The organism is Bradyrhizobium shewense (genome assembly GCF_900094605.1).
GTDB classification, from domain to species: Bacteria; Pseudomonadota; Alphaproteobacteria; order Rhizobiales; family Xanthobacteraceae; genus Bradyrhizobium; species Bradyrhizobium shewense.
The window spans coordinates 79246-92553 of sequence record NZ_FMAI01000019.1 but is presented as its reverse complement, the minus strand read 5'-3'; the positions used below and the strand labels follow the sequence as shown (position 1 = coordinate 92553).

Sequence of the window (13308 nt, the reverse complement as noted above, 5' to 3'; positions counted from 1 at the left end):
ATACCCGGCTATCAGCGGTACAGCAGACATCCTTGCGCCGATCCAAGGTAGGGATTGATGAGTGTGCGGCGAGCGAAATCTTCTGCGCCGCCTCACCGCGGCGCGACATCGGCGCGATCGAGCGATTCCAGCGTCGCGGCGTTGCCGCAATAGCCGTGATAGTTCTCCGCGGCAGTGCCGTCGGCCAGATCGCGGTCGCATTGTCCCTTGTTGTTGCAGAGCGAGCAGACCCGCTCCATGTCGCGGAGCAGCAGCGGCTGCGCGCGGCCCAGCCCTTCGGCGCTGATGCCAAGCTGCTGCAGCATCATTGGCAGCTCGTCGGCAGAATGCTTGCCGTGGCGGACCAGTTCCTCGAGATCGTCAGGCGCGATTCTCAAGTCGCTCGCGATCCGGTCGAAATCGGCGCGATCGAGCTGCCGCATCTCGTTCAGCTCGCGGCGATGCTTCAGCCAGCTCGCAAAGGAGTCGATGAGGTCCTGGACGATGGGATATGGCCTGCTTGCGGTGCTCATGCGAGGCTCCGTTGGGATCGTGGAGTTAGAGCCAGATTAGGCACAATGGTGCAGGCGCGCGTTGCGCTGGATCAAATTGAAAAGCGGTCGCGTGTCCCGGACGCGCTGCAGCGTGCAACGCTGCTGCGCAGAGCCGGGACCCAGAAATGCGACAAGATGGGTCCCGGCTCTGCGGAGCGTCACTACGTGCCGCACCGCGTCCGGGACACGAAAGTGCTCAGCTAAACCGCTCCGCCGCCCAGGCATACAGGCTGCCTGGAATCGGCTTCTCGCCACCGCGGCCCTTGGGCGAGATGTGCAGGCCGATGATCTCGGGGTTGGTGACGAGGCCGAGATAGCTCGAGGGATCGAAGAACAATTTTGGCTCGGCATGCACCGCGTAGAACGATTGCTTCGGCAGCGCGCAGGCGAGCTCACCGGTGCGGCGCGCGAGTGCGGTGAGTGCCGCGGGCCCGAAGATCGCGACGCGGATATCCGAGAGACGGCTTGAGCCGCCGCGCAGGCGGCGCATCATGAAGGTGATGCGGTGGCGGACCGACAGCCAGTTCGGCGTCAGCTCCTCCTGCTCCATCAGCTCCTCGAAGGCGGCAACGATGCCGTGCCCGGGCGGCAGGTAGATCACGGAATTGCCGAGCTGGCGCGGCCGCTCCCAGGCGAAGTAGGGCTTTGCCGGATTGATCTCGACGGGCTTTAGCAGCAGCACGTCGGCGTCGAGCCAGAGGCCGAGATTCTTCGCCATCAGCTTCATGCGGAAGAAATCGCTGAACTGCAGCGTGGTCCAGTCGCGCCAGCTTCCGTCCGGTTGCGGTGGCCGCAAGCGTTCCGAGAACGCGTGCGGCAGGATCGCTTCGGCATCTGCGTTTGCGACGCCGGCGGGCAGGCCGGGAATGGTGTCGAAGCTGTAGACGGTGACCTTGTGGCCGGCCGCGAGCTGCGAGCGCAGACAGGTCTGGCGCAGTGCGTCCATCGGGCCGTGCCAGAAGGTGACGATCTCGGGCAGCATGCGGCGAAGCTATACGGGATAAGCGAGACAAAGAAAAAGCCCCGGCGCTGATAGCACCGGGGCTGAATGAAGACGCGAGCTCAGGCCCAGGCGCGTTCGCGCTTGCGCTTGTCCTCATAGGTGTCGATCGAGGACTTCTTCTCCATCGTCAGGCCGATGTCGTCGAGGCCGTTGATCAGGCAGTGCTTGCGGAACGGATCGATCTCGAACTTGACCTTGCCGCCGTCGGGACCGCGGATCTCCTGGTTCGGCAGGTCGATCGTCAGCGTCGCATTGGCGCCGCGCTCGGCATCGTCGAACAGCTTGTCGAGGTCTTCCTGCGAGACGCGGATCGGCAGAATGCCGTTCTTGAAGCAGTTGTTGTAGAAGATGTCGCCGAACGAGGTCGAGATCACGCAGCGGATGCCGAAGTCGAGCAGCGCCCAGGGCGCATGCTCGCGGCTCGAACCGCAGCCGAAATTGTCGCCGGCGACCAGCACCCTGGCATTGCGATAGGCGGGCTGGTTGAGAACGAAATCCGGATTCTCGCTGCCGTCGTCCTTGTAGCGCTGCTCGGAGAAGAGCCCCTTGCCAAGGCCGGTGCGCTTGATGGTCTTGAGGTACTGCTTCGGAATGATCATGTCGGTGTCGACATTGATGATCTTCAGCGGCGCCGCGACGCCTTCCAGCGTGGTGAACTTGTCCATGGTTGCGCTTTCCCGGATGGGTCTAGGGGAACAGGTATTTATCGCGATCGGGGTCGGAATCCTAGGCCGAATTGGGCAGGTCTACTCTGCCTGCGCCTCAATCGCCGCCATATCGTCGTCCGACAGGCCAAAATGATGGCCGATCTCGTGGATCAGGACGTGGCGGACGATATGGCCCAGGCTTTCGTCGTGCTCGGCCCAGTAGTCCAGGATCGGCCGGCGGTAGAGCCAGACCATGTTGGGCAGCCGCGCCACGTCGCCAAAGCTCTGCTGCGGCAGGCCGACGCCCTGGAACAGGCCGAGCAGGTCGAACTCGCTCTCGCATTCCATCTCGTCCAGGACCTCCTCGGTCGGGAAGTCGTCGACGCGGAGGATCACGCCCTCGCACAGCCTACGAAATTCCGCCGGCAGGCGCTCGAAGATGTCGTGTGCCGTCGCTTCCATCTCGGCCAGCGAAGGCGCTTTCAATTCTGTCCACATGGGGCTGTTCTAAAGCGTTTTCGAGCGAAGTGGATACCGCTTCGCGTGAAGAAAACGCGTCAAAGTAAGAATCTGGAGCCGGTTTCAATTCCATTGAAACGGGCTCCAGCGCGGGTTTCCCGCTGATGCATCCCGCTTTATAAAGCGCGGCGAGGTTGACGGGCGCCGCCAAAACGGGGAGCGTGGGCCTCGAATGGGACGTTTCAGGTGGGCGGAAAAATGCGAGCGAAAACAGCGCTGACGCTACTGTGCATGGGGTTGTTTTCGCCGTTTTGCGTTGGCGCCGAGGCGCAGACCGCGGGCCCCGAGATTCGCCTCGCCCAGGCAGCCCCGCCTGATGCCCCGCCGACACGCAAGCGACCGCCACGCTTGCGAGTCACGCCCTATTACAGCCCTGACGGCGTCTATCCGCGCTACAATCCGGGTCCCAATGCGGTCCGCGAATGCAACGCGACCTATGTGCAGGAATTCCGGCCCAGCGGCACGGTGATCGTGCCGCGCATGAGCTGCTACTGGCGCCCCGGCTGATGCCGGTTCGACGCCTGCGCGCAGCGCGGGAGCCTCAAGGGGGCGTCATGGCGAGATGGTTTGCATTGGCCGTTGTCGTCGCGCTAGCGGCGGGCCTGCCTCGCGCTTTCGCTGCGCAAAGGGGTACGATTCCGGAGGCCTCGGCCGGGATCGCGGTTTTCGATGTGCGGCGACCCGCGCGAACCCATGGCATTGTGCGGCCTGTCGTGCGCCATGATCCCCGCTATTACGCGCGGCCCGTCCACTACCGTCCTTATCCCTACGGCGTGCCCGCACCATTCGTGTTCGGCTACGGGCCGTTCTGGTGACGTCGCAGCGCTACGCCGTTCGTTCACGAGGCATTCACGTCGCCGCCCCTAGCTTGCCCTCGGGAGCGACTGCAATTGAACAGGGATGACGCGGGCCGGGAACGAGCATCGCCTCTCCGCTGTCCAGATTCAGGGAGAAGTCCATGCTGAGGAGTTTGGGTCTCAGGGCAGGCCCGATGCGCCTGCTCGGGATTGCGGCTGCGGCGACGCTGATGCTGTCGGCCGGGAGCGCGCATCGCGCTGAAGCGCTCACCCTGATCAATCCGGCGACGTCACCTGCGACGAAAGCTGCGGCCGACGACCTCGTCACGCAGGTCCGGCACGGCGGCGGTGGGCATGGTGGTGGCGGACATTTTCACGGCGGCGGTGGCTTCCGCGGTGGCGGCGGACATTTCGGCGGCTTCCGCGGCGGCGGCTTTCATGGCGGCGGCTTCCGCGCCGGGCCGGCCTTCCACGGCGGCGGCATTCGCTACGGCGGATTCCGTCATTATGGCGGCTATCACCGCCACTGGGGCTATCGTCCCCATTTCGGCCATCGCCACTTCCACCGGCGCTATTATGTCGGCGGCTATTATCCCTACTACCACTATCCGCGCCGCTGCCGGGTCATCTGGACCTATTACGGCCCGCGCCGCATCTGCCGCTGGCATCGTCCGTATCGGTATTGGTAAGCACGACCAAAGTGAAAAGGGCGCCTTAGCGGCGCCCTTTGTCTATCCGGCGGCTACAGCCAATCCTTCAGCTTCCAAGACGAAGCTTTCCACCGCATCAGGGTCTCGACCTTCCACTGCTTGAACATCGAAGGCGGCCAGCGGCTGAGCTTCGAGGTCTCCTCGACCTCGGGCTTGGCGACGATGTGCAAGCGTGGCGCGCGCCGGCGGTGCTGGCGCGTGGCCTCGCCGATCAGGTCGACATATTCAGGCTTATTGGCCATGGCGCGCGTCCTCGCGAAAACCTCGCGAGGACGAGAGTGTCAGGCGATCGTTTAACGGCGGTTTGCCGCGATCGCTACAATTGCAGGCAGTAGCTTAGCGCCAGTCCCTGACGTCGACGAAGTGACCCGCGATCGCCGCCGCTGCCGCCATCGCCGGCGACACCAGATGGGTGCGGCCCTTGAAACCCTGGCGGCCCTCGAAATTGCGGTTCGAGGTCGAGGCGCAGCGCTCTTCCGGGGCCAGCTTGTCCGGGTTCATGGCAAGGCACATCGAGCAACCGGGCTCGCGCCATTCGAAGCCGGCCTTGAGGAAGATCTTGTCCAGACCCTCGGCCTCGGCCTGCTCCTTCACGATGCCGGAGCCCGGCACGACCATGGCGTTGACATGCGCTGAAACGGTCTTGCCTTCGGCAATCTTTGCCGCAGCGCGCAGATCTTCGATGCGGCCGTTGGTGCAGGAGCCGATGAAGATGCGATCGACCTTGATGTCGGTGATCTTCGTACCCGCGGTCAGGCCCATGTACTTCAGCGCGCGATGCTTGGAGAGACGCTTGGCCTCGTCCGCGATCTTATCAGGATCGGGCACGATGCCGGTCACCGAGATGACGTCCTCAGGCGAAGTGCCCCAAGTCACGATCGGCGGCAGCTTGGCGGCATCGAGGCGCAACTCGTTGTCGAAATGCGCGCCCTCGTCGGAGCGCAGTTTTTCCCAGTAGCGCATCGCCGCGTCCCAGTCAGCGCCCTTCGGGGCTTTGGGGCGGCCGCGCAGGAAGTCGAACGCTTTCTGGTCGGGCGCAACCAGGCCGGCGCGCGCGCCGCCTTCGATCGACATGTTGCAGACCGTCATGCGGCCTTCCATGCTGAGCGCACGGATTGCGTCGCCAGCGTATTCCAGCACGTAGCCGGTGCCGCCCGCGGTGCCGATCTCGCCGATGATGGCGAGGATGATGTCCTTGCCCGTCACGCCATCGGGCAGTTTGCCATCGACGGTGACGCGCATGTTCTTGGCCTTCTTCTGGATCAGCGTCTGCGTCGCCAGCACATGCTCGACTTCCGACGTGCCGATGCCGTGCGCGAGCGCGCCGAACGCGCCATGCGTCGAGGTGTGGCTGTCACCGCAGACGATGGTGGTGCCGGGCAGGGTAAAACCCTGCTCGGGGCCGATGACGTGGACGACGCCCTGGCGCTTGTCGAACTCGTTGTAATATTCGATGCCGAATTCCTTGGCGTTCTCGGCCAGCGCCTTGATCTGCTCGATGCTTTCAGGATCGGGATTCGGCTTGGTACGATCGGTGGTCGGCACGTTGTGGTCGACGACGGCGAGCGTTTTCTCGGGCGCGTGAACCTTGCGGCCGGTGGCACGCAGGCCTTCGAACGCCTGCGGCGAGGTCACCTCGTGCACCAGGTGGCGATCGATATAGAGCAGGCAGGTGCCGTCCTCGGCCTCGTGCACCAGATGGTCGTTCCAGATCTTGTCGTACAATGTGGTCGGCTTGGACATGAGCGTCAGCTCCGAAAGAATGTTATGTCAGCGGATAGGCGCGCGCGGCGCGCGGGCAACAAAATCGTCAGCGCAGCTTTTAGGCTGCGCGCGTAAGCTCTGACGTTGCCGAGGTCGCGAAACGTCCGAAGAACCGGCCAGGCAGCCGCGAGCGATCGTCGATGACGATGCGCTTGACGGGGGCGAGGCTGGTCGGATCTGGAAACATTCTAGAAGCTATATAGCATGCAGCGGTAAAAGCGCGAGGGCTTCAAGTTCGTCATTGCGAGCGGAGCGAAGCAATCCAGGAATGCGCCCGCGCAGACAGTCTGGATTGCTTCGTCGCCAGAGCTCCTCGCAATGACGGTGGGCAAAACAAAAAAGCGCGGAGCCGAGCCCCGCGCTTTCGAAAACTTGCCTGATGGCGGAGCCTACTCGTTGACGGCCTTGGCGTGCTCGGTCTTCTCGACGATGCGGGCGGACTTGCCGCGAAGACTGCGGAGATAATAGAGCTTGGCGCGACGCACCTTGCCGCGGCGCACCACCTTGATCGAGTCGATCATCGGCGACATCACCGGGAACACGCGCTCCACGCCCTCGCCGTAGGAGATCTTGCGAACGGTGAAGCTCTCGTTGAGGCCACCGCCGGAACGGCCGATGCAGACGCCTTCATAGGCCTGCACGCGGGTGCGGTCGCCTTCGACGACCTTCACGTTGACGATCACGGTGTCGCCGGGACCGAATTCCGGAATCTCCTTGGTGGCGGAGAGCTTGTCGAACTGCTCTTTTTCGAGCTGTTGGATCAGGTTCATGGGGTAATCTCCATCGGCGCGCCCAGCCGTGAGAAACGGGGGCTGCGCGAAATTCGTTGATCCAGCTATTGCGGATGTGGCCGCTCCTATAAGGCAAGCCGGAGCGTTTGTCACCCGTCTGTCTTGTTTTTTGGCGTTTTTTGGCGACCGACCCGATTCGCCGGCTTGGGGGGGATCAGGGCCCATAAATCGGGCCGCCGGGCTGCCGTGAGGGCCTCGGATTGCGCCCGCCGCCAGCTGGCCACCTTGGCATGGTCGCCGGAGGTCAGGATCTCCGGGATCGGGGCTCCCTCGAACAGCTGCGGGCGGGTGTATTGGGGGTACTCAAGCAGGCCATCGGAGAAGCTTTCCTCGGTTCCCGAGGCCTCCTTGCCCATCACGCCCGGCAGCAGCCGCACACAGGCGTCGATCAGGGCCAAAGCGGCGATTTCGCCCCCGGACAGCACGTAATCCCCGATCGAGACCTCTTCCAGGCCCCGCCCGTCGATCACCCGCTGGTCGATCCCCTCGAAGCGCCCGCAGACGATCAGGGGGCCGGGGCCCCCGGCGAGCTCGGCAACCCGGGCCTGGGTCAATGGCCGACCGCGCGGGCTCATCAGCAGGCGCGGCCGCTCGGGGGCGATCTCGGCGGCATCGATGGCCGCCGCCAGAACATCCGCCCGCAGCACCATGCCCGGCCCGCCGCCGGCCGGGGTGTCGTCAACGCTGCGGTGGCGGTCGGTGGCGGACGCCCTTATGTCCCGCGCCTCGATCTCCCAGAGCCCGGACGCCAGCGCCCGGCCAGCCAGGCTCACGCCCAGCGGTCCCGGAAACATCTCCGGAAACAGCGTCAGCACCGTCGCGCGCCAGGGTGAGGGATTGGTCATGTCGATCAGCTTAGCCAAAACCACGGGCTGTGGTTATGGGTCCCCGCTTTCGCGGGGACGACTCGCGGAGGGATCGTTGTTTTCGTCCTCGCCCTCGACCTCCTGCGGCAGCGCGATCACGACGCGGCCGCCGGCGATGTCGACCTCCGGCACCACTGCGTTCGTGAACGGCAGCAGCATCGTCGTGCCTTTTGGGGGCGCGATCTCGATGATGTCGCCGGCGCCGAAATTGTGGATCGCGAGCACGCGGCCGAGCGCATCGCCGTCCGTGGTGACGGCGGCGAGCCCGATCAGATCGGTGTGGTAATATTCGTCCGCGTCGGTCGCGGGCAGCTTGTCGCGCGCGACGTAGAGCTCGATGCCGTTGAGGCGCTCGGCCTCATCGCGGGTCGTGACGCCCTTGAACGTCGCGACCAGATGATCCCGGGCCTCGCGCGCCGTTGCGACCTCGAACTGGCGCTTGCCGTCCTTGGACAGCAGCGGACCGTAGCGCTTCACGGCAAAGGGATCCTCGGTGAAGGTCCACAGTTTGACCGCACCGCGCACCCCATGCGCGGCGCCGATCCGCGCGACGCAGACCAGCGCCGACATGATCTAGCCTTAGCCCTTCGCGGCGGCTTCGGCCTGCGCCTTGCGCTCCTTGCGCGGCACGGCCTTCTCGGGATTGTTGCGCGCTTCGCGCTTCTTGACGCCGGCAGCGTCGAGGAAACGCGCCACGCGGTCGGACGGCTGCGCGCCCTTGGCGAGCCAGGCCTTCACCTTGTCCATGTCGAGCTTCAGACGGGTCTCGTTGTCCTTCGGCAGCAGCGGGTTGAAATAGCCGAGACGCTCGATGAAGCGGCCATCGCGCGGGAAGCGCGAGTCGGCGACGACGACGTGATAGACGGGACGCTTCTTGGTGCCTGCGCGGGCGAGGCGGATAACGACGGACATTCAGTTCTCCTTCAAAGTACAGTTTGTTCGGTTGATTGGTATTCCGCGTTGCGCGGGACGCTTATCGATCCCGTGCGACGAATTCCTCATTTCTTCTTGCCGGGGAAGCCGCCGAGGCCCGGCAGCATCGGCTTGCCGCTGAGGCCCGTGAGCCCCGGCACATTCGGCAGGCCCTGACGCAAGCCGGCCGGCAGATCCTTCGGCAAACTGGGCAAACCCTGTCCGCCGCCGCTCTGCATCTTCTCCTGCAGCGCCTTCATCTCTTCCGGCGAGGGCGGCTTCATACCGCCGCCAAAGCCCATGGCCTGCGCGATGCCGGCGAGCGGGCCGCGCTTGCCCGAGCCCATCGCCTTCATCACGTCGGCCATGTTCCGGTGCATCTTGAGCAGCTTGTTGACCTGCTCGACGCTCTGGCCGGACCCTGCAGCGATACGCTTCTTGCGGCTGGCCTTGAGCAAATCGGGATGACGGCGCTCGTCGCGCGTCATGGAATCGATCACCGCGACCTGGCGCTTCAGGATCTTGTCGTCGATCCCCGCGGCCGCGATCTGGTTCTTCATCTTGGCGATGCCGGGCATCATGCCCATCAGCCCGCTGATGCCGCCCATGCTGGCCATCTGCAGCAGCTGCTCGCGCATGTCGTTGAGGTCGAACTGACCCTTGCGCATGCGCTCGGCGGTGCGCGCGGCCTTCTCGGCGTCGATATTGGCGGCGGCGCGCTCCACCAGCGAGACCACGTCGCCCATGCCGAGGATGCGGCCGGCGATACGGTCGGGGTGGAAATCTTCCAGCGCGTCGGTCTTTTCACCGGTGCCGATCAGCTTGATCGGCTTGCCGGTGACCGCGCGCATCGACAGCGCAGCACCGCCGCGGCCGTCGCCGTCAACTCGTGTCAGCACGATGCCGGTGAGGCCGACGCGCTGATCGAACGCGCGCGCAAGGTTGACCGCGTCCTGACCGGTGAGAGAGTCCGCAACCAGCAGCACTTCGTGCGGATTGGCCGCAGCTTTGATCGCGGCTGCTTCCGCCATCATATCTTCGTCGAGCGTGGTGCGGCCGGCGGTGTCGAGCAGCACGATGTCGTAGCCGCCGAGCTTGCCGGCTTCCAGCGCGCGCTTGGCAATCTGCGGCGGCTGCTGTCCCGCCACGATCGGCAGGGTCGGAATGTCGAGGTCGCGGCCGAGCACGGCCAGCTGCTCCATCGCCGCCGGGCGATAGACGTCGAGCGAGGCCATCAGCACCTTGCGCTTGTCGCGCTGGACCAGACGGCGGGCGAGCTTTGCAGTGGTGGTGGTTTTACCGGAGCCTTGCAGACCGACCATCATGATCGGCACCGGCGGCACGGAATTGACGTCGATGGTCTGGCTTTCGGCGCCGAGCGTGTTGATCAGCTCGTCGTGGACGATCTTGACCACCATCTGGCCGGGGGTGACCGACTTGACGACGGTGGCACCGATCGCCTGCTCGCGGACGCGTTCGGTGAAACTGCGCACCACTTCCAGCGCGACGTCGGCTTCCAGCAGCGCGCGGCGCACCTCGCGCATCGCGGCGTCGACGTCCTTTTCGGTCAGCGCACCGCGCCCCGTCAGACGATCGAGAATGCCACCAAGCCGTTCCGACAGATTGTCGAACAATGCCGTTGTCCTGTTTTACCTCTCCCCCCGCAAGAGCGGGGCGAGGGAGAAGAAAGTCCAAACACCTTTACGCCCGAGGGCGCACAGCGCTGTCGGGCGTTGACCTCTGGCCTCGAGGACCAGTCGGCGGGTCGAAAAGAAAGCCTTTCCGAGAAAGTGGCCGGGTTAAACGCCGCTCACGCTCAAAAGTCAAGGAAAGTTAGGGCGCCGGGGCGGCCTTGCCAGGGTAAGATCCTGAAAACAGGGCCCTTTTGACGGCCGGTTCCTTTTCCTTCGGCCCCGCCCATATAGAAGGTGATGACTTACCTCCACCACCATTCCTGAAGCCCGCCGTGCCGATCACCCGCCGCCGCCTGTTCGGACTGCTTGCCGGGGCCGGCGCCCTGGTCGGTGTCCCGTCCCTTTGGATGTCCCGCATGAAAACCTATGACGGTCCCGCCTCCGATCATTTCGACGGTCTGAACTTCTTCGATCCGGACGGCGCGCCGCCGAAATCGCTTCGGGAGGTGCTGCGCTGGCAGCTCGGCGGCAAGCGGCAGCGCGCCACCTGGCCCGACTGGGCGCCCAGCCCCCATGCTGACACCCCGCCCGCCCGCGTCGACGGCGACAAGGTGCGGCTCTCCTTCGTCGGGCATGCCAGCTGGCTGATCCAGACCGGGGGCCTCAACATCCTGGTCGACCCCGTCTGGTCGACGCGGGTCTCGCCGGTCGCCTGGGCCGGGCCGAAGCGGCACAACGATCCCGGCATCGCCTTCGAGAAGCTGCCGAAGATCGATGTCGTGCTGGTCTCGCACGGCCATTACGATCATCTCGACATCGCGACGCTATCGCGGCTCACCAAGAATTTTGCCCCGCGCGTGGTCACCCCGCTCGGCAACGACGTGACGATGCGCAGCTGGGATTCCACGATCAAGGTGGAGGCCTTCGACTGGCACGACCGCGTCGAGCTCGGCGGCGGCATCGCCGTGCACGTGGTGCCGACCCGGCATTGGACGGCGCGCGGCATGTTCGATCGCAACAAGGCGCTGTGGGCGAGTTTTGTATTGGAGACGCCTGCGGGGAAAATCTACGTCGTCTGCGATTCCGGGTATGGCGATGGCCGGCATTTTCGCCGCGTCGCCGAGAAGCATGGGAAGCTGCGGCTGGCGATTCTCCCCATCGGCGCCTACGAGCCGCGCTGGTTCATGCGCGATCAGCATATGAATCCGGAGGACGCGGTGAAGGCGCTACGCGATTGCGGCGCCGAGGCCGCGCTCGGGCATCATCACGGCACGTTCCAGCTCACGGATGAGGCGATCGACGCGCCGGCCAAGGCGCTGGTGGAAGCGCTCGACGCCGCGAAGCTTCCGCAGGAGCGGTTCGTGGCGATGCAGCCGGGGCAGGTGGTGGAGATTTAGCCCCGCTGTCGTCCCGGACCAGCGCGCGTCAAGCGCGCGCAGATCCGGGACCCATACCCACAGGGAGATGTTTGGCGAAGATTCGGAGTGGGAGTTTTGCCCCGCACTGCTCCCTGTGGTTATGGGTCACCGCCTTCGCGGGGACGACCACCGTTGTTTGGGCGGGCAGTGTGCCTCTTACTGCCCCGCCTTGATCGCCCAGCTCACATTCACCGTCACCGACAGCGTCTCCTCGCCGGGCGCAACCGCGGCTTGCGGCGCTGCCGTCGGCGTTGCCATCCGCGCCTTGAACAGCGGCACCGGGGCGCCGCCTTCGGACACGCTGAGCGGAGCGCCCAGCGTCACGCCGGTGGCCTTGGCGTAGATCTCGGCCTTGCGGCGGGCGTCCACGACCGCCTGCTCGCGCGCGTCGTCGAGCAGCTTCGAGGCTTGCGTCACCTCGAAGGAGATGTTGCCGATATCATTCGCGCCGGCGCCGACCAGCGTGTCGATGATGGTGGCAACCTTGGTCACGTCGCGAATTTTTACGGTGACGCGGTTCGAAGCGCGGAAGCCGACCACCGGGGATGCGCCGGTGGATTTGTTCTGGCCGTATTGCGGTTGCAGCGACAGCCGCGAGGTCTGGTAATCCTTCTCGGCAATGCCGGCGCCCTTCAACGCCAGCAGCACCTTGCCCATCGCGGCGTTGTTGGCATCGGACGCTTCCTTCGCCGTCTTGGCGTCGTTGGCGACGCCGGCGTCGATCTGCGCGAGATCGGGCGCCGCAGAAATGTTGGCCTCGCCGCTCACCGTGATGGCGGATGGAAAATCATCGGCAAGCGCGGGCGTTGACAGCAGCGTTGCGGCGAAAACGGCGGCAAGGGACGTAGCAAGTACGGCAGTCTTTTTCATTGGTCTCACTTCAGCGGCACGAAAACGTTGATCACGAGCTTGTCCTCTGCCGTCTTCAGGGGATCGGTGAGGTATTCCTCGATGAAGGTGTCCTTGGCTTCCAGTCTCTTGTCGTCGAGGTGATTGGTGATCGCCTCGTAGGTGTTGTCCATGTTGTCGTAGGAACCGCGATGGACGAATTTCAGCACCTTGCCCTCCGGCGACTTGCCGATGCTCATGTCCTTGGACAGGTTCTTGGGATCCTGCTCGACCGGGATCTCGGCAAGGAAGGTGAAGCCGGTGTCGTCGGTCGAGGTGTAGACGATCATCGCATTGCCTGATGGCTTGATGCCCTGCTTGTCCAGGAGCGTGTTCAGCGCCTTGAAGGCGTCGATCAGCGTGTCGAAGGCCGAGTCCCAATTGGCAGTGCCCTTGACCATCACGACCTTCTTGGCCTCGAGCGTGGTTTCCAGGCCGAACGGATCGGCGGTCTGCACCGGGGCGGGTGTCGCGGCGGCCGCGGGTGGTGGAGCCGTCGGACTGGCTGCGGGTGAGGCGCTGGCGGCAGGCGACGGCGTTGCCGCCGGCGCAGGCGAGGCACTGGCCGCCGGCGAGGGGGTTTGCGCGGGCGCGGGCGAAGCGCTTGCGGCCGGGGAGGGGGACGCCGATGGCGCCGGCGCAGGGCTTGTCGAAGAGGGACTTGCCGACGCGGCGGGCGACGGGCTCGGTGCCTGCGCCAGAACCTCGGACAGGCCAAGCGACATGGCCGCTGCCGGGATCAGCGCGGCCAGAGCGAGACGACGAAACCTGATCATTTTATTCTCCCCAAGGCCCTGTCCACGAAGGCCTAAATCCGTCCTGCGCC

Annotated in this window: 17 protein-coding genes; 4 read left to right on the top strand and 13 right to left on the bottom strand. The window is 65.0% G+C overall.

The genetic code is table 11. The annotated features are described in order from the left end of the window. Positions 1 to 92 precede the first annotated feature (92 nt). The 4 genes from GA0061098_RS30065 to GA0061098_RS30045 all read right to left on the bottom strand — a co-directional run bounded on the left by GA0061098_RS30065 (position 93) and on the right by GA0061098_RS30045 (position 2681). Entirely contained in the window at positions 93 to 512 is a 420-nt protein-coding gene (locus GA0061098_RS30065) for a hypothetical protein (RefSeq protein ID WP_091965007.1), read from the bottom strand. Between the two features lie 217 nt (positions 513 to 729). After that, complete coding sequence (locus tag GA0061098_RS30055) at positions 730 to 1515, bottom strand: glycosyltransferase family 32 protein (RefSeq protein ID WP_091965003.1); 786 nt, start codon at positions 1513 to 1515, stop codon at positions 730 to 732. An 80-nt stretch (positions 1516 to 1595) separates the two neighbouring features. After that, positions 1596 to 2201 carry a 3-isopropylmalate dehydratase small subunit gene (gene leuD, locus GA0061098_RS30050; protein ID WP_091965001.1) on the bottom strand — a complete coding sequence of 202 codons (606 nt, stop codon included), beginning with the start codon at positions 2199 to 2201 and terminating at the stop codon, positions 1596 to 1598. Between the two features lie 81 nt (positions 2202 to 2282). Then, a complete protein-coding gene (locus GA0061098_RS30045) occupies positions 2283 to 2681 on the bottom strand; it encodes a metallopeptidase family protein (protein WP_091964999.1) in 399 nt (132 codons plus the stop codon). 252 nt (positions 2682 to 2933) lie between these two features. Between GA0061098_RS30045 and GA0061098_RS30040 the strand changes: the two genes are divergently transcribed. From GA0061098_RS30040 to GA0061098_RS30030, 3 genes are all read left to right on the top strand, one after another. Beyond that, positions 2934 to 3209, top strand: coding sequence for a hypothetical protein (locus GA0061098_RS30040; protein WP_165637699.1), 276 nt, complete (start codon positions 2934 to 2936; stop codon positions 3207 to 3209). Between the two features lie 47 nt (positions 3210 to 3256). Further along, positions 3257 to 3517: a hypothetical protein gene (locus GA0061098_RS30035; protein WP_091965132.1), complete on the top strand. Its 261-nt coding sequence runs from the start codon at positions 3257 to 3259 to the stop codon at positions 3515 to 3517. A gap of 143 nt (positions 3518 to 3660) precedes the next feature. Beyond that, positions 3661 to 4188: a hypothetical protein gene (locus GA0061098_RS30030; RefSeq protein WP_091964995.1), complete on the top strand. Its 528-nt coding sequence runs from the start codon at positions 3661 to 3663 to the stop codon at positions 4186 to 4188. A gap of 53 nt (positions 4189 to 4241) precedes the next feature. Here GA0061098_RS30030 and GA0061098_RS30025 read toward each other — a convergent pair whose 3' ends face one another. From GA0061098_RS30025 to ffh, 7 genes are all read right to left on the bottom strand, one after another. Beyond that, complete coding sequence (locus GA0061098_RS30025; protein WP_091964993.1) at positions 4242 to 4451, bottom strand: hypothetical protein; 210 nt, start codon at positions 4449 to 4451, stop codon at positions 4242 to 4244. 94 nt (positions 4452 to 4545) lie between these two features. Continuing rightward, entirely contained in the window at positions 4546 to 5952 is a 1407-nt protein-coding gene (leuC, locus tag GA0061098_RS30020; RefSeq protein ID WP_091964991.1) for a 3-isopropylmalate dehydratase large subunit, read from the bottom strand. A gap of 410 nt (positions 5953 to 6362) precedes the next feature. Next, positions 6363 to 6743 carry a 50S ribosomal protein L19 gene (rplS, locus tag GA0061098_RS30015; RefSeq protein ID WP_091964989.1) on the bottom strand — a complete coding sequence of 127 codons (381 nt, stop codon included), beginning with the start codon at positions 6741 to 6743 and terminating at the stop codon, positions 6363 to 6365. 110 nt (positions 6744 to 6853) lie between these two features. Then, a complete protein-coding gene (gene trmD, locus GA0061098_RS30010) occupies positions 6854 to 7609 on the bottom strand; it encodes a tRNA (guanosine(37)-N1)-methyltransferase TrmD (protein ID WP_091964987.1) in 756 nt (251 codons plus the stop codon). Positions 7610 to 7642: 33 nt separating this feature from the next. Continuing rightward, positions 7643 to 8200, bottom strand: coding sequence for a ribosome maturation factor RimM (rimM, locus tag GA0061098_RS30005; protein WP_091964985.1), 558 nt, complete (start codon positions 8198 to 8200; stop codon positions 7643 to 7645). A gap of 9 nt (positions 8201 to 8209) precedes the next feature. Beyond that, positions 8210 to 8542, bottom strand: a complete 333-nt coding sequence (gene rpsP / locus GA0061098_RS30000; protein ID WP_008133080.1) for a 30S ribosomal protein S16 — start codon at positions 8540 to 8542, stop codon at positions 8210 to 8212. Between the two features lie 86 nt (positions 8543 to 8628). Then, positions 8629 to 10176, bottom strand: coding sequence for a signal recognition particle protein (gene ffh / locus GA0061098_RS29995; protein WP_091964984.1), 1548 nt, complete (start codon positions 10174 to 10176; stop codon positions 8629 to 8631). Between the two features lie 332 nt (positions 10177 to 10508). On the opposite strand from ffh, the gene GA0061098_RS29990 reads away from it, so the two are divergent. Next, complete coding sequence (locus GA0061098_RS29990; RefSeq protein WP_165637693.1) at positions 10509 to 11573, top strand: MBL fold metallo-hydrolase; 1065 nt, start codon at positions 10509 to 10511, stop codon at positions 11571 to 11573. A 177-nt stretch (positions 11574 to 11750) separates the two neighbouring features. Here GA0061098_RS29990 and GA0061098_RS29985 read toward each other — a convergent pair whose 3' ends face one another. Both GA0061098_RS29985 and GA0061098_RS29980 read right to left on the bottom strand, forming a co-directional pair. Then, positions 11751 to 12464, bottom strand: a complete 714-nt coding sequence (locus GA0061098_RS29985; protein WP_165637692.1) for an SIMPL domain-containing protein — start codon at positions 12462 to 12464, stop codon at positions 11751 to 11753. Positions 12465 to 12469: 5 nt separating this feature from the next. Beyond that, complete coding sequence (locus tag GA0061098_RS29980; RefSeq protein ID WP_091964980.1) at positions 12470 to 13258, bottom strand: GyrI-like domain-containing protein; 789 nt, start codon at positions 13256 to 13258, stop codon at positions 12470 to 12472. Positions 13259 to 13308 lie beyond the last annotated feature (50 nt).